The following is a 16,207-nucleotide window of genomic DNA, read 5'->3' as shown; positions in this document are numbered from 1 at the left end:
GGGGTTGTCCAATCACCGCGACAGCGCCTAATGTGATGTCCACTACAGCTATCACATCAAATATATTTGATGCGGTCCACAGGAAGTGTCGGTCATGACCCAGAATCTCAGTCCCTCGGAGACCTCGGAAGCGGGTACCGCGAAGGCGGTTGCCGCCTCGGAACACTCCGACACGTTCGCCAGCCTCGACCCCCGCACCGGCGAGGTGATCGCCGAGTACCCGATCGCCGATGCTGCCGAGGTTGCCGCCGCCGTCGACCGCGCACGGATCGCCTCACGCTGGTGGGAGGCGCAGGGATTCCGCGGACGCCGGGAGTGGCTGCTCGAGTTCAAGAAAGCCATCGCGTCCGACGCCACCTCGCTCGCCACCGTCGTGTCGAGGGAGACCGGAAAGCCGTACGGGGACGCGTTCCTCGAAGTCCTGCTCGCGGTCGAACACCTCGACTGGGCCGCGCGCAACGCGAAGAAGGTGCTCCGCCCGCGCAGGGTCCCGTCGGGCATCGCAAGCTTCAACCAGGCGGCCACCCTCGAGTACAAGCCGCTCGGCGTCGTCGGTGCGATCGGGCCGTGGAACTACCCGGTCTACACGCCCATGGGTTCCATTGCCTACTCGCTGGCGGCAGGAAACGCGGTCGTCTTCAAGCCGAGCGAACTCACGCCGGGCGTCGGAAAGTGGCTCGAGGACAAGTGGAACTCGATTTCCCCGTCCCAGCCTGTGTTCCAGGTGATCACGGGTCTCGGGGAAACGGGTTCGGCGTTGGTCCGATCGGGTGTCGACAAGGTCGCGTTCACCGGATCCGGTCCCACCGCACGCAAAGTCATGGCCGCGTGTGCCGAGACGCTGACCCCGCTCGTCGCCGAGTGCGGCGGTAAGGACGCAATGATCGTCGCGGCCGACGCCGACATCGACAAGGCGGTGGAATTCGCCGCCTTCGGTGCGTTCGGCAACGCCGGCCAGACATGCGCGGGCGTCGAACGGATCTATGTCGTCGAGCCTGTCTACCGCGAGTTCCTCGACAAGCTCACCGCGACCGTCTCCCGCGCACATCCGGGCGGGGACACCGATTCGACCTACGGCCCGATGACTCTGCCGCGCCAGGTGGACGTCGTACGCGGCCATATCGAAGATGCGCTCGCGAGCGGCGGCAAAGCGGTACTCGGCGGCCTCGACTCGATCCAGGGTCTCGTCATCGGACCCGTCATCCTGACCGACGTCCCCGAGACGTCCACGGCCGTGTGCGAAGAAACCTTCGGCCCCACGGTGGTGGTCAACAAGGTTCGCGACCTGGACGAGGCGGTCGATCGCGCCAACGGCACCGAATACGGTCTCGGGGCGTCGATCTTCATCGGCAACAAGTCCAAGGGACGCGAGCTCGCCGAGCGTCTGCGCAACGGCATGGTGTCGATCAACTCGGTGCTCGGGTTCGCCGCTATCGCGTCGCTGCCGTTCGGTGGCGTCGGCGAGTCGGGCTTCGGACGCATTCACGGCGCCGACGGTCTTCGCGAGTTCAGCCGCCCCAAGTCGGTCACGGTCGAGAGGTTCAGTTCCCCACTGAAACTGATGAGCCTCGAGCGGCCGGCGCGTGACCTGAGGATTTCCGAACTCATGCTCAAGTACATGCACGGAAGGTGACCGGATGACGACCACTCCCCCGCGCACCCGCAGCCGCAAGGCGGCAGTCGTGGCGAGTCCGGCGGCTCGTATCGAGAAGGCAGGAACGTTCGCGCCCCCGGACCGCGAGCCTCGCCCGCGGCGGGGTCGCATGGGGTGGGTCAAGGTCATCGAGAAACTCGACCCGGTGACGCAGCACCAGGACATCCACCGGATCACGGCCGGGTACGAATTTCCCTGGGACTACCAGCGTTCCCTCGAGTTCGCGTTGTTCCGTACCTACTGCGTTCCCACCATTTCCGCACTTCTCGCCCGCACCGGTGAATTCGAGAAGCGCCCGCAGAAGCGTTACGACGACACAGCACTGCTGATGGCCGAACTCGTCGAGCACGGATACGACGCCGAACGCGGACGCGAATCGCTGCGGAACATCAACCGCATGCACGGCAAGCACTCGATCGACAACGACGACATGCTGTACGTGCTGTCGACCTTCGCGTTCGACCCGCTCGACTGGATCGACAGGTACGGGTGGCGTCGTCTCCACCCGAACGAACGACTCGCGTCGTTCCACTTCTACCGGCAGGTCGGTATCCGCATGGGTATCAAGGACATTCCGGAGACGTTCCAGGAGTTCTACCGGTTCAAGCAGGAGTACGAGCGGACGAGGTTCGTCTACAGCGACGACAACCATGCCATCGGGACCTACACCCTCCGGCTGTTCCGGTCCTGGTATCCGAAGCCGCTGCGCGGTGGAGTGGAGAAGGTCGTGTACTCCCTGATCGACGACCGGATGGCCGCGGCGTTCGGATTCCCGAAGGGCTCGGCGCGGATGCGGGCGGTGTCCGAGGGTGCGCTGCGCGCACGGTCCGCACTGGTCCGCCGCTTCCCGAAACGACGGGCGTCGCTCTCCGCGAGCAACCCGAGCAACCGGACCTACCCGGGTTACCCGCTCGGATACCGTCCGCGTGACCTCGGTGTAGAGAACTGAGAATCCCGAAGCGCGAACGTGTGCGCACGTCGAGCATCGCCGACGAGGGAGCGCCCGCTGGGGCTGCCTAGCGGCTCGTTGGTGTAGACGCCACCTCGACAGCCATGACACCCTTCGCTCAACAGCCGGCGATGCCGTCGATCAGAACTCGCACCCGGGAGGAACGCTCAGCCCCATTCAGTCACGATCATGACTGAGCTGACCGCAGAAGATCGCTGACGGTATGAACGTTCTCGGCCCAAGCGTTAGAACTCGCAAGCCGTGGGTATTACCCAGGCAACAAAAGTGTTGCACTTATAAGTGCAAGTGGCTACCGTCGGGGTGAACGTAGGAGGTGTAAGCGATGGACGCGGTGATCGATCGTGGCGTCGGGAAGACGACACTGACAGTGACATCGAATCAGGTATCGCAAGCGGGAGCGTTCAACCCTGCGGATCTTCTGTCGGTCGTGCCTGCAGAGTTGGCCAGGATTCTCGTCGAAGTCGTGCAGACCGTCGCTGCGGGCGGCACGGTGACTATCGGTTCGATGCCGGATGAGTTGACCACTACGTCTGCAGCAGATCTACTCGGCGTCTCCCGGCCTACGTTGATGAAACTGATACGGGAGGAGCAGATTCCAGCGCACAAGGTTGGCACCCATACACGGCTGAATACCGCCGATGTCCTTGCCTACCGCGATCGGCTGCGCGAGCAACAACGGGCCGCGTTTCAGGATTTGCGCGACTTCGAAGAAGCAGAGGACCTGGATTACTAAACTACTGACGGCCCGGGAGTTCGATATGTGCGGTAGTGGCGCCTATTGTCACTCGCGTGAGCTCACGAGTGCCGAACGTGCTGCCAGACGCGAACGTACTGTATTCGCGGACCCTGCGGGACTGGCTCTGTTTGCTGGCAAACAGGTCTGGACCGCCGCTTTTTCACTTGCGCTGGACCGAGGACGTCATGGCGGAGTTGGTATATCACCTGCGCAAGAAGCACCCGAACTTCTCCGATCATCAAATCGGGGGAGTTCGGGACAATATTGTTAAAGTCGCTGTACACGGCCGAATCAAAGGGTACGAGATCGACCCGGGCCTCGCTTACACAGACAAGTACGACGCACACCTGCACGCCGCGGCAGAACACGGCGACGCTCAGTACGTCATCACGAATGACGCCGGATTCCACGAATTCGCCTCAGGGCACGATGAACTTCTCGTCTATGAGGTCTACACCCCCGACGACTTCTTCATGCTCGTCTATCGAGACGCGATTTCCACAGTCCGAGAAGCCCTACTCGAGCAGATTTCCTATCACCGCCGACTCGGTAGACCCTTCAACCTCGCGACACGCCTTGAATCGGCAGGGACTCCGAACTTTGCCGCCGCGATCCGCGAGATGATGCAGACGCCAGCTGTTGCTCAGGCTCTCGCGTGCATCTACGAGGGCATCTGAGATGACGGAGCGGGTGATGACATGGAATTAGAGATAGAACGCGGTGCTTCGCGTGTTCACCTTTCCGAGCAGGTCTTGCCCCGACGTCCCCGTCAGACCGTCGTCGAGCGGGGCCGACGCGTCTGTCGTGACGGCAGCGCGAACGCCGACGCGAAGACCACGATCGCGCATGCGGCACACACCAGATAGGCGATGACGAACCCGGCGGTGCTCACACCGCCCGCGAAGGCGTGAGCGGCGAGCACCGATGCGACCACTGCGCTGCACACCGTGCTGCCCACCGTGCGCAGCAGAACGTTGACGCCGTTGGCTGCTGCGTTCTGCTCCAGGGGGACCGCTCCGAGGATCAGCACCGGCAAGGTGCAGTACACGAGCGACGTGCCGACTGCCGCGACGAAGATCGCGGCCACGACCAGCCAGAGCGGTTTGTCCGGCACCGCGTGGATACCGTAGCCGGCGAGCAGGAACAGCGCACCGATCATGATCGTCACCTTCGGACCGAATCGCTCGGTGATCCGCGACGCCACGATCGCAAAGATCATCATCGCGAAGCTCGCGGCGAGCTGGCACGCCGCCGCCTGGAGGATCGTCAGACCGTATCCCGCGCCCTCACCCCTCGGTGCCTGCAGCAACTGGGTGGTGATGAGGGTGTTTCCGTAGAACGCGAATCCGACGAGCAACGCCGACAGGTGCGGCGTGAGCACGGAACGCCGAGCGGCGACGCGAAGGTCGACGAGCGGATTGCGATTGCGCAGTTGCTGAAAGCCCCAGATGCCGAAGACAACCACCGCGGACGCGGCCATGGACAGCACCGCAGGGCTCGTCCAGCCCCACGAACTGCCCTGGGTGATGGGCACCAGCAAACAGATCAGTGCTGCCGACAATCCGGCCGCACCCACCACATCGAAACGTCCGCCTGCGCGGCTGTCCGACTCCGGCACGACCAACCACGCCGCAAGCGTCACGCCCACACCGATGGCCGCCGTCACCCAGAACAACAGGTGCCAGTCGGCAAATTGCACGATGGCGGCCGCGAAGGGGATTCCGACCGCGGTGCCGATGCCGAGGGTCGAGCTGAGCATCGCAACCGAGCGGTCCACGCGATCACGCGGCAGCACCTCGCGCAGGATGGCCATGCCGATCGGAAGCACTGCGGCGCCCGCTCCCTGCAGGCCGCGCGCAAAAATGAGCAGCCCGATGTTCGAGGTCATGGCGCAGATCAGCGAGCCGATGCTCATCACCGTGAAGGCGATCAGGAGCATCTTCTTCTTGCCGATCATGTCGGCGAGGCGGCCGAAGATCGGTGTCATCACCGCGCCGACCAGCAGCGTCGCCGTCACCAACCACGACACCGCGGTCGGTCCGGCACCGGTGAAGCCCGGCATGCTGGGCAGCAGCGGCACCATGACGGTCTGCATGATCGCCTGGAAGACGGCTCCGACCGCGAGCACCGCGAAGACGAACCGGCCCAGGTCCGGACGACGGGCAGCGCGAGCGTCGATGCGGATTCGTTCAGCGGGACGGAAGCGGCGGGGCACGGACAGCCGCAGAGGGACCGAAACTGTCAAGGACCCTCCTCGGCATAGGTGAATGGGTGTTCACCAGATTAGGTGAACACCCATTCACCTCACAACACGAGTGAGACGATTCACTCCCGAATGCCGTCGAGAAGCGTCTGCACCAGCGGTGCGTAGAGGGCCACGACCTCGTCCAGCGTTCCCGTGGCGTGCTCCCGCATCATGCGACGACGCATGATCGCGAGACCCATCACCGCCGACATCGCCAGTTCGGCGCGCAACCTCGCATCGGCGCCCGGCAGCCTCGCGGCAAGAGCATCGATCATCTGCGTCGAATAGTTCTCACGCAGCAGGCGATTGCTCTCGTCGCTCGCCCCGCTCATGAACAGAATGTTCATGGACAACGGCTTGTACGGTTCGAGCGGACGGGCGAACATCGCGACCATCCGCTCCCCCAGCGTCTCCAGCGGGCCGTCGAACAGCACCTGCGCGCCGGCTTGGAAATCCACCAGCGCTTCGTACAACTGCTCCTTCGAGCCGAAGTACTTGATGATCAGTGGAGCACTCACCCCCGCGTCCACCGCGATGTCCTTGAGGGTGATGTCGCGGTACGGCCGGGTCGCAAAGGCCTTGCCCGCCGCATCGAGGATCAGCTTGCGCGTCTCGTCCGAACTCCGTCGGCGCTTCTCGGGTTCGTCCGTAGAGATGTCGTCCGCGGCTCCGCCGGTCACATCGCTCGCCGGCCCGACAGCGCACGTCCGAGGGTGAGCTCGTCCGCGAACTCGAGGTCACCGCCCATCGGCAGGCCGGACGCGAGGCGCGTCACGGTCAGCCCGGGGAAGTCGCGCAACATCCGGACCAGATACGTCGCGGTGGCCTCGCCCTCCGTGTTGGGATCGGTCGCGATGATCACCTCGGAGACGTCGACGCCGTCCTCCTGGTTGCCGATCCGGGTGAGAAGTTCCCGGATGTGCAACTGGTCAGGCCCGATGCCGTTGAGCGGATCGAGCGCACCACCGAGCACGTGGTAGCGGCCGCGGAACTCGCGGGTGCGCTCGATCGCCTGCACATCCTTGGGTTCCTCGACCACGCAGATCTGTGTGCGGTCGCGCCGGAGGTCGGAACAGATCCTGCACCGCTCCCGATCCGACACGGTGCCGCACACCTCACAGAACTGAACCCCGTCGCGCACCTTCTGCAACGCCGCCTGGAGTCGGTCGATTTCGGGAGGCTCCACCGACAACAGATGGAACGCGATGCGCTGCGCACTCTTCGGCCCGACACCGGGAAGCTTGCCCAGCTCGTCGATGAGGTCCTGTACCGGTCCTTCGTACAACGCGAGCCTCTAGAGACCGGGCAAGCCGGGAATGCCGCCGCCGAGACCGCCGGCGAGCGGGCCGAGCTTCTCGGCGGCACTCTCCTGCGCCTTCGCGGATGCATCGGCGATCGCGCCGACCACCAGGTCCTGCAGTGTTTCGATATCGTCGGGATCGACGACCTTCGGATCGATGTGCACGGCGACGACCTCGCCCGTGCCCTTCACCGTCGCGGTCACCAGGCCTCCACCGGCCTGACCGGTGACCTCCTCCTGTGACATTTCGTTCTGAGCGGCCATCAGTTGCTGCTGCATCTGCTGGGCCTGAGCGAGGAGTTGCTGCATGTCGGGCATTCCACCGGGTTGCACGGACACGTCCTTTCTGCACGTTTGTCTGTCCAGGGTAGTCGTCCACCGTCTGCGGTGATACGACAGAGAGTTCAGTCCACTTCGTTCTTCAGGTTCTGAAGGACCTGCTGCTGGATCTTGCGCAGCCCGATCGGCGCGAAGGTCTTCTCGAAGAATCCACCGATACCGCCCGCTCCGTTCCAGCCGGTGAGGACGACCACCGTCGAACCCGTGCCGTGGGGCACGACGCTCCAGGTGGTCACGAGCGACGAGTTCGCGTCCGTCTCCGTGATGGTGCTGCCGGAGACGGAGACGGTGGCCTGCACATCGCGCTGCCGCTTCTCGGTGGCCTGGAGAATCCAATGCACGACGGTGCCCTCACCCCGGCCACCCGAGATCACCCGGTAGTCGCGGTAGTGATCCGACAGGATGCGCGGGCGCACCGTCTCGTAATCGGCGAGGGCGGCAAGCACCTTGTCGGGCGCTGCCTCCAGTTGTATCGAACTGCTCGCACTGACCTGCGCCATGTCGATTTCCTCCGTAGTCGATCGGATATTGCTCGTGGACGAGTTCTCCGTCCATCCTGCCTTCTCCTCAGTACCGGGACGGGCACGAGCCACGGGTTTATTGTGGGTGTGCCATCAAGCAGCGCCGCAGGGGAGTCGATGCTCATGCTGGGAAAGCCACGCGCCACGAGTCCGTACGGACTGCAGGTTCACCGCGAAGGTGTGGAACGACTGTTGCGCTCGTACCGCGACATTCCCGAGCGTGCGCCGGTACGGCTCGCGAAAAAAACGTCGAATCTCTTCCGTGCCCGCGCGAAAGTGGATGCCCCCGGGCTGGACGTCTCCGGCCTCGGCGGTGTCGTGTCGGTCGATCCGCGTACCCGCACCGCGGATGTCGCCGGGATGTGCACCTACGAACACCTCGTCGACGCGACATTGCCCTACGGGCTTGCTCCCCTCGTGGTTCCGCAACTGAAGACCATCACCCTGGGCGGCGCCGTCACCGGTCTCGGAATCGAGTCGACCTCGTTCCGGAACGGTCTGCCCCACGAATCGGTGCTCGAGATGGACATCCTCACCGGCGCAGGTGAGATCGTCACGGCGCGGCCCGACGGCGAACACTCGGATCTGTTCCGAGGATTCCCCAATTCGTACGGGTCCCTCGGATACGCGACCCGCCTGAGGATCGAACTCGAACCGGTCAAACGGTTCGTTGCCCTGCGCCATCTGCGGTTCGATTCACTCGCCGAGATGCAGGCAGCGCTCGACCGGATCACCGCCGACCGCGTGTATGCCGGTGTCGCTGTGGACTACATCGACGGCGTCGTCTTCTCCGCCGAGGAAAGCTACCTCACACTCGGGGTCCAGACGGACGAGCCGGGTCCGGTATCCGACTACACCGGACGCGACATCTACTACCGGTCCATCCAGCACGCGTCGGTCAACCATCCCAAAACCGATCGGCTCACGATCCGCGACTACCTGTGGCGCTGGGACACCGACTGGTTCTGGTGTTCGAGGGCGTTCGGGGCACAAGACCCCCGAATCCGCCGGTTCTGGCCGAAGCGACTGCTGCGCAGCAGTTTCTACTGGAAGCTCATCGCGCTGGACCACAAATACGCGGTCGCCGATCGTATCGAGGCACGCAAGGGCAATCCCCCTCGTGAACGTGTCGTGCAGGACATCGAGGTACCGGTCGAACGCACCGAGGAATTCGTGCGCTGGTTCCTCGAAGAAACCCCCATCGAGCCGATATGGCTGTGCCCGTTGCGATTGCGCGAGCGTCACGGACCGGGCGGTGCGTCGTTCGATGCCCAGCGTCCGTGGCCGCTGTATCCCCTCGAACCCAAACGCACGTATGTCAACGTCGGCTTCTGGTCCTCGGTGCCCGCCGATCCCGGCGGGGTCGACGGTGCCGCGAACCGGCTCATCGAAAACAAGGTGGCGGAACTCGACGGTCACAAATCCCTGTACTCCGACTCGTACTACACACGCGACGAGTTCGAGAAACTGTATTACAGCGGTGGGGAATACACCGCACTCAAGAAGAAGTACGACCCGCGGTCCCGCTTACTGGACCTTTTCTCGAAGGCGGTGCAAAGAAGATGACCACGTTCAAGTCCGAGCCTTCGGCCGGCGTGCGCCCGGCCGATGACAAGATCCCCCTCGCGAAGATCGTCGAAACCGTCACGGGCGGCGCCATGCCGCTGCGTTTCACGGCGTACGACAATTCGGCCGCGGGTCCGGAAAACTCCCCTTACGCCCTTCATCTCGCGTCGCCCAAGGGCGCGACCTACATCGCGACCGCCCCCGGCGACCTCGGGATGGCGCGCGCATACATTTCCGGTGAACTCGAGATCCGCGGCGCTCATCCCGGTAACCCCTACGCTTTGCTTGCCACCCTGGGAGACATGCATTTCGAGCGCCCCCCGGTCCGCGTCCTCGCGCAGATCGCCCGGTCGCTCGGTACGGAACTGCTCAGGCCGATCGCGCCGCCGCCGCAGGAACATCTGCCCCGATGGCGCCGCGTCGCGGAAGGTCTCCGGCATTCCAAGAATCGCGATGCCGAGGTCATCCATCACCACTACGACGTGTCCAACACGTTCTACGAGTACGTACTCGGCCCGACGATGACGTACACGTGCGCTCTCTTCGATTCCGAGAGCCAGAAACTCGACGATGCCCAGGAGAACAAGTACCGCCTCATCTTCGAAAAGCTCCGCCTGCAACCCGGTGACCGTCTCCTCGACATCGGTTGCGGCTGGGGCGGAATGGTGCGCTTCGCCGCGCGCCGTGGAGTGAAGGCACTCGGGGTGACCCTGTCGCGCGAGCAGGCGGAGTGGGCGCGGCAGGCGATCGCGGACGAAGGGCTCGGCGATCTGGCCGAGGTTCGGCACTCCGACTACCGCGACGTGACCGAAACCGGATTCGACGCGATCTCGTCGATCGGCCTCACCGAGCACATCGGCGTCGGAAACTACCCCGCGTACTTCCAGTTCCTGCACGACAAGCTGCGGGTGGGCGGGCTGCTCCTCAACCACTGCATCACGCGCCCGCACAACCGTGGGCGGGTGAAGGCGGGCGGATTCATCGACCGGTACGTGTTCCCCGACGGGGAACTCACCGGCTCCGGCCGCATCATCACCGAAGCGCAGAACGTCGGATTCGAAGTGGTGCACGAGGAGAACCTCCGGCAGCACTACGCGTACACCCTCGCGGGCTGGTGCGAAAACCTCGAAAAGAACTGGGATGCGTGTGTCGCCGAGGTGGGCGAGGGCACCGCGCGGTTGTGGGGCCTGTACATGGCCGGGTCCCGGCTCGGATTCGAACGCAACATCATCCAGTTGCACCACGTGCTCGGCGTCAAGCTCGGCGCGGACCAGCGTCCGCAGGTACCCCTGCGCCCGTGGTGGGTCGCATAGCCCCCGCCGCCGGCGGCCTCACACCGATGACGCCGTAGCCGGAACGAGGAAGGGCCCCGAAGCGATTCGGGGCCCTTCCTGTCTATCGGACATGCATGCGCAGGTCAGTCGCGGAGCGACGCCGGCGGGGTGAAGCGCTCACCGTACTTCGCGGCGAGCTCCTCGGCCCGCTTCACGAAGCCGGCCTTGCCGCCCGCGTATCCCGTGATGAACTGCGAGACACCACCGGTCCACGCCGGGAAGCCGATGCCGAGGATCGAACCGATGTTGGCGTCGGCGGTGGTCTCGAGAACACCCTCGTCGAAGCACTTCTGCGTCTCGATGGCCTCGGCGAAGAGCATCCGGTCGATCAGGTCCTGCAGCGGAACGTCGAGGGTCGCGACGGTCTTGAACTGATCGCGCACACCCTGCCAGATGCCCTGACGCTTGCCGTTCTCGTCGTACTCGTAGAAACCGGCCTTCTCCAGACGACCCGGACGACCCTGCTCGACCATCCAGTCGATGACGTCGAGCGCGGGGTGACGGGTGGCGCCCATCTTGGTGTCGCCCTGCTTGGCGGCCTCCGCGGTCTCCTTGGCGATCTTCTGCATGAGCTTCATGTTCAGCTCGTCGGTCAGCTGCAGCGGCGGAGCCGGGTAGCCCGCCTGCGAACCGGCCTGCTCGATCGTCGCGGGCTCGATGCCCTCGCCGAGCATCGCGATGGCCTCGTTGACGAACGTGCCGATGACTCGCGAGGTGAAGAATCCACGGCTGTCGTTGACGACGATCGGGGTCTTGCGGATCGCGAGCGTGTAGTCGAACACGCGGGCCAGCGCCTCGTCCGAGGTCTTCTCACCCTTGATGATCTCCACCAGCGGCATCTTGTCGACCGGCGAGAAGAAGTGGATCCCGATGAAGTCCTCGGGACGCTTCACACCCGTGGCGAGACCGGTGATCGGCAGCGTCGAGGTGTTGGAGCCGAGCAGCGCGTCGGGTTCGACGATGTCCTCGATCTCCTGGAACACCTTGTGCTTGAGCTCGGTGCTCTCGAAGACGGCCTCGATGACGAAGTCGACACCCTTGAAATCGGCCGCGTCGGCGGTCGGGTGGATGCGGCCGAGCAGTTCCTTGGACTTCTCCTCGGTGGTCTTCCCACGCGAGAGTGCCTTGGCCTCGATCTTCTCCGAGTAGTTCTTGCCGCGCTCGGCGGCCTCGATGCTGATGTCCTTGAGGACGACCTCGTACCCGGCACGCGCTGAGACGTACGCGATGCCCGCGCCCATCATGCCGGCGCCGAGCACGCCGATCTTCTTGATCTCACGCTTGGGCACGTCCTTCGGACGCGACGCGCCGGAGTTGATGGCCTGCATGTCGAAGAAGAACGCCTGGATCATGTTCTTCGCGACCTGGCCGGTGGCCAGTTCCGTGAAGTAACGGGACTCGATGGTCGACGCGTTGTCGAAGTCGACCTGCGAGCCCTCGACCGCGGCGGACATGATCGCGCGCGGAGCCGGCATCGGCGCGCCCTTGATCTGCTTGCGCAGGTTCGCCGGAAACGCGGGGAGGTTCGCGGCGAGCGAGGGGGTCGACGGGGTGCCGCCGGGGATCTTGTATCCCTTGACGTCCCACGGCTGAACGCCACCCTCGGGATTGGCCTTGATCCACGCCTTCGCAGCGGGAACGAGTTCGTCGACGCTGCCGACGACCTCGTGAACCAGGCCGATCTCCTTGGCCTTCACGGCGTTGTACTTGTTGCCCTGCAGCAGGACCGAGAGGAGCGCGGTCTGGATGCCGAGCAGACGCACGGTGCGGGTGATACCGCCGCCACCGGGCAGCAGGCCGAGGCTGGCCTCGGGCAGGCCGATCTGAACGCCCTTGACGTCCGCAGCGATCCGGTGATGGGTCGCGAGAGCGATCTCGAGGCCACCGCCCAGGGCCGCACCGTTGATGGCGGCGACGACGGGCTTGCCGAGGGTCTCGAGGCGACGGAGGTCTGCCTTGATGTCCTGCACCTCGTCGAACGCGGCCTGCGCGTCGTCCGGCCCGATCGCGATGATGTTGCGGAGGTCGCCTCCGGCGAAGAAGGTCTTCTTCGCCGACGTGATCACCACACCGCTGATCGAGTCCTTCTCCTCGACCAGGCGGTCGACGGTGGCTTTCATGGAGGACTTGTAGAGCGCGTTCATGGTGTTCGCGCCCTGGTTGGGGTCGTCCAGGGTGAGCACAACGATGCCGTCGGCGTCCTGATCCCAAGAAATCATGTTGTCGGTCACTGTATTTCGAATCCTTCCGGGTATCAGACGCGCTCGATGATGGTGGCCACGCCCATACCGCCACCGATGCACAAGGTGACGAGGGCACGCTTGGCTCCGCGGCGCTCGAGCTCGTCGATCATGGTGCCGGTGATCATGGCGCCGGTAGCGCCGAGCGGGTGACCCATCGCGATGGCGCCGCCGTTGACGTTGAGCTTCTCGTCCGGGATCTTCAGATCCTTCTGGAACTTCAGGACGACGGACGCGAACGCCTCGTTGATCTCGAAGAGGTCGATGTCGTCGGCGGTGAGACCGGCGGCGGCGAGCACCTTCTCGGCGGCCGGGGTCGGGCCGGTGAGCATGATGGTCGAATCGGCACCCGAGGTGGCCGTCGCCACCACGCGGGCACGCGGGGTGAGACCGAGATCCTGGCCGGCCTGCTCGGAGCCGACGAGCACGAGAGCCGCGCCGTCGACGATGCCCGAGCTGTTACCGCCGTGGTGGACGTGGTTGATCTTCTCCACGAAGTGGTACTTCTGCAGCGCGACAGCGTCGAAGCCGCCCATCTCGCCGACCGAAGCGAACGACGGCTGCAGCTTCGCCAGACCCTCGAGGGTCGTGTCGGGACGCATGTGCTCGTCCTGCTCGAGGATCGTCAGACCGTTCTGGTCCTTGACGGGCACGACCGACTTCGAGAAGTAGCCACCGGACCACGCTGCGGCTGCGAGCTGCTGCGAGCGCAGTGCGTAGGCGTCGACGTCCTCGCGGGAGAAACCCTCGATGGTCGCGATCAGGTCGGCCGAGATGCCCTGGGGCACGAGGTAGCTGTCGTAGTTCGTGGCGGGGTCGAGCATCCACGCGCCGCCGTCGGAACCCATGGGCACGCGCGACATGGACTCGACACCACCGGCGAGGACCAGTTCGTCCCAGCCGGAGCGGACCTTCTGCGCAGCCATGTTGACGGCTTCGAGGCCGGACGCGCAGAAACGGTTGATCTGGACACCACCGGTGGTGGCCGGCATGTTGGCGACGGTGACGGCGGTGCGAGCGATATCGGCACCCTGATCGCCGACCGGGCCCACGACACCGAGGATGAGATCCGAGATGCGGTTCTCGTCCAGGTCGGGGAAGCGGACGCGCAGTTCGTCGATCAGGCCGGTAACCAGAGAGATCGGCTTGACGGAGTGCAACGATCCCGTCTTCTTGCCTCGGCCTCGTGGTGTTCGGATGGCTTCATAGATGAATGCCTCGGTGGTCACAGTGCGCAGGTTCCTTCCCGTGCTTGCGGAGTAACAGCACCGACGGCCCCCTTCGGAGCCGTCGTGCCCAACTTCACACCACCGTAGAAGGTGTGGCCCATAGCAGTAAGGACCGAAGCGATCGGGGTCCGTGACCGAACCGAGCGACCTTCCGTCAGAACACGAGCACCGCGAAGACGGTCGAGAGCACCAGGCCCGCCATCACCGGCAGGAAGCACTTCCGTGCCAGGTCGAGTACGGGCACCCGGGCAAATCCCGCCACCGCGATGAGTGACGACCACGCGATGATCACTCCACCGCCCGACCAGATGTTGCCCATCTGCCCGATTGCTGCCAGCGTCGCGGGATCGACGTCCACGGCGGGACCGAGCGCACCGGACAGCGCCCCGGTGAGCGGCAGACCACTGAATCCGGATCCGTCCAATCCTGCGACGAGACCGATGAGCAGTATCCCGAACGACGTGACGAACGCGTTCTGCGGCAGGTGCGCCTGCACGGAGGTGACGAGGTCGAACAGGATCGCAGGCCCCGTTGCATCGGACGAAAGGCCCAGGATCGGCGCGGCGAAGTCGGGATTGCCGATGAAAAAGAATCCGGCGATGGGGAGCACGCATCCCATGGCTTTGAAGGCGAACACCAGACCGTCGACCAGGTGGTCGGACGTAGTTTCGAGGAAGCCGCCCTTGTCGGTCGACGCTGCGGCCGCGAACAGAACGAGCGACGCGATCCCGCCGACGATCGCCGCGGCCTCGCCACCTTTCAGCGGCGGCACGACATCGGTGAATTTGCCCAGCATCAGGTAGACGATGAACGCGAGGTAGGCCAGCGGGACAAGCATGGCGAACGCTTTCGCGGTACCGCGCCGTTCCTTGTCCGGCTGCGGGGCCTCGAATGTGCTTGCGTCGTCCCGAGTCGGCGCCAGCACGGCCGTCGCCGTACCCGCGGCTTCGCCGAGTACCGGCGGCGGTGGCCCCGACCGCTGGGGCCGAACCGGACGCGTCGAACCGGTTCCACTCGGGCCGCTCGGATCGGGCGCCGAGGTGGGCTCACCGACGCCGCTGTCCGCTTCGGCCTCCCACTCGGTCAGTAGATCGGGAGACGGCGTCCGCCACGTCCGCTTCTGCGAGAAGTAGGTGATGAGGAGTGCGGTACCTCCGACGATCAGCGACAGCACGAGAGCTTTGTCGGCCACCGCATCGGCGTCCACGCCGGCAGCAGACGCCGAGATGCCCGGGGCGACCTTGATGATGTAATCGGACGACAGCGCCATGCCCTGACCGCAGATCGCGATGACCATGCCTACGGAGATCGGCGACAGCCCGGCGCGAATGGCGACAGGGATCAGCACCGCGCCGACGAGCGGAACAGCAGGGGTCGGCCAGAAGAACAGCGAGATCACGTACGTCACGGCGGCGAGCACGAGGAAACTGCTCGTCCCTGCTCTCATGACTCGGCGGAACGGCGCCACCATCAGCCGGTCGGCACCGAGTTGCCGCAGCGCTCCGAGCATCGCGGTGACCATCGCGATGATGAGGAAGATGTTGAACAGTTCCTTCGCTGCCACCAGGCTCGCGTTGAAGATCGACGAGAGTCCGGTGACGATACTGCCCGAGAACACCAATGCGGTGAGAAATGTTGCGACGACAGCGGGAACGACGATGTTTTTCCGCAGGGCCATGGTGGCCAGGATGACGAGTATGCCGGCGAGATAGACCCAGTGGGCGGCCGTGAGTTGTACGTCCAATGCATGTCCTTCAGCAGGAGAGCGGAATGGAGCGGGCTTGTCTCCGTGGAACTTTCCGCGCTCTTCCAGGCACGGTCAACGCAAACCCTGCACACCGGCCGGAACGCTACTTGTGCAGTGTGTTCCTTTTTTGCGATTCGGTGTCATTCGATCGCGCGTTTGTGAAAAAGTGCTACGAACACGTGTCGGAACACGGTTTTGCATATCTCCGCCGGACAGAATGTGCACAGTGCCTGCGTCCCGGCGCCTCCGGATGTGCTGTGTGTCCTGGCGACGCTCGTGCACGCGGTCGGGTTGCAGTGCGAGAGTGGGATCGAGCGGCCCGATGA

Annotated in this window: 14 protein-coding genes; 6 read left to right on the top strand and 8 right to left on the bottom strand. The window is 64.6% G+C overall.

The window, feature by feature from the left end; all coding sequences use genetic code 11:
• Positions 1-94: 94 nt before the first annotated feature.
• The 4 genes from HF877_RS18135 (at position 95) to HF877_RS18120 (ending at position 4,037) form a co-directional block, all read left to right on the top strand.
• Positions 95-1,633, top strand: coding sequence for an aldehyde dehydrogenase family protein (locus HF877_RS18135; protein WP_169622588.1), 1,539 nt, complete (start codon positions 95-97; stop codon positions 1,631-1,633).
• 4 nt (positions 1,634-1,637) lie between these two features.
• The gene (locus HF877_RS18130) at positions 1,638-2,603 is read left to right on the top strand and encodes an oxygenase MpaB family protein (protein ID WP_169622587.1); all 966 of its coding nucleotides are present in this window, start codon (positions 1,638-1,640) and stop codon (positions 2,601-2,603) included.
• 343 nt (positions 2,604-2,946) lie between these two features.
• Positions 2,947-3,357: a helix-turn-helix domain-containing protein gene (locus HF877_RS18125; RefSeq protein ID WP_169622586.1), complete on the top strand. Its 411-nt coding sequence runs from the start codon at positions 2,947-2,949 to the stop codon at positions 3,355-3,357.
• Between the two features lie 77 nt (positions 3,358-3,434).
• Complete coding sequence (locus tag HF877_RS18120; RefSeq protein ID WP_169622640.1) at positions 3,435-4,037, top strand: PIN domain-containing protein; 603 nt, start codon at positions 3,435-3,437, stop codon at positions 4,035-4,037.
• Between the two features lie 92 nt (positions 4,038-4,129).
• On the opposite strand, the gene HF877_RS18115 is transcribed toward HF877_RS18120, so the two are convergent.
• From HF877_RS18115 to HF877_RS18095, 5 genes are all read right to left on the bottom strand, one after another.
• Complete coding sequence (locus HF877_RS18115) at positions 4,130-5,545, bottom strand: MFS transporter (protein WP_346765232.1); 1,416 nt, start codon at positions 5,543-5,545, stop codon at positions 4,130-4,132.
• A gap of 140 nt (positions 5,546-5,685) precedes the next feature.
• A complete protein-coding gene (locus tag HF877_RS18110) occupies positions 5,686-6,285 on the bottom strand; it encodes a TetR family transcriptional regulator (RefSeq protein WP_346765226.1) in 600 nt (199 codons plus the stop codon).
• Complete coding sequence (gene recR, locus HF877_RS18105; RefSeq protein WP_169622585.1) at positions 6,282-6,890, bottom strand: recombination mediator RecR; 609 nt, start codon at positions 6,888-6,890, stop codon at positions 6,282-6,284. Before recR ends, HF877_RS18110 begins: the two co-directional genes overlap by 4 nt.
• 9 nt (positions 6,891-6,899) lie before the next feature.
• Positions 6,900-7,223: a YbaB/EbfC family nucleoid-associated protein gene (locus tag HF877_RS18100; RefSeq protein ID WP_169622637.1), complete on the bottom strand. Its 324-nt coding sequence runs from the start codon at positions 7,221-7,223 to the stop codon at positions 6,900-6,902.
• Between the two features lie 86 nt (positions 7,224-7,309).
• Positions 7,310-7,744 (bottom strand): SRPBCC family protein, encoded by a 435-nt coding sequence (locus HF877_RS18095; RefSeq protein ID WP_169622584.1) that lies wholly within the window; start codon positions 7,742-7,744, stop codon positions 7,310-7,312.
• A gap of 144 nt (positions 7,745-7,888) precedes the next feature.
• Here HF877_RS18095 and HF877_RS18090 point away from each other — a divergent pair, with 144 nt between their 5' ends.
• Both HF877_RS18090 and HF877_RS18085 read left to right on the top strand, forming a co-directional pair.
• Positions 7,889-9,331 (top strand): FAD-binding oxidoreductase, encoded by a 1,443-nt coding sequence (locus tag HF877_RS18090; RefSeq protein ID WP_169622636.1) that lies wholly within the window; start codon positions 7,889-7,891, stop codon positions 9,329-9,331.
• A complete protein-coding gene (locus tag HF877_RS18085) occupies positions 9,328-10,644 on the top strand; it encodes a class I SAM-dependent methyltransferase (RefSeq protein WP_169622583.1) in 1,317 nt (438 codons plus the stop codon). The genes HF877_RS18090 and HF877_RS18085 overlap by 4 nt, the downstream gene beginning before the upstream one ends.
• Positions 10,645-10,748: 104 nt before the next feature.
• Here the strand turns inward: HF877_RS18085 and HF877_RS18080 are convergent, their stop codons facing one another.
• From HF877_RS18080 to HF877_RS18070, 3 genes are all read right to left on the bottom strand, one after another.
• Positions 10,749-12,896: a 3-hydroxyacyl-CoA dehydrogenase NAD-binding domain-containing protein gene (locus tag HF877_RS18080; RefSeq protein ID WP_169622582.1), complete on the bottom strand. Its 2,148-nt coding sequence runs from the start codon at positions 12,894-12,896 to the stop codon at positions 10,749-10,751.
• 23 nt (positions 12,897-12,919) lie between these two features.
• Positions 12,920-14,134 (bottom strand): acetyl-CoA C-acetyltransferase, encoded by a 1,215-nt coding sequence (locus tag HF877_RS18075; protein ID WP_169622581.1) that lies wholly within the window; start codon positions 14,132-14,134, stop codon positions 12,920-12,922.
• A gap of 154 nt (positions 14,135-14,288) precedes the next feature.
• Positions 14,289-15,878: a hypothetical protein gene (locus HF877_RS18070; protein WP_169622580.1), complete on the bottom strand. Its 1,590-nt coding sequence runs from the start codon at positions 15,876-15,878 to the stop codon at positions 14,289-14,291.
• Between the last annotated feature and the right edge of the window lie 329 nt (positions 15,879-16,207).

Origin of the sequence: Rhodococcus sp. BL-253-APC-6A1W (genome assembly GCF_012843405.1) — a bacterium.
Lineage (GTDB): Bacteria > Actinomycetota > Actinomycetes > Mycobacteriales > Mycobacteriaceae > Rhodococcus.
Note: the sequence above shows the minus strand (reverse complement) of the source record. Positions and strands in the feature narration are given on the sequence as shown.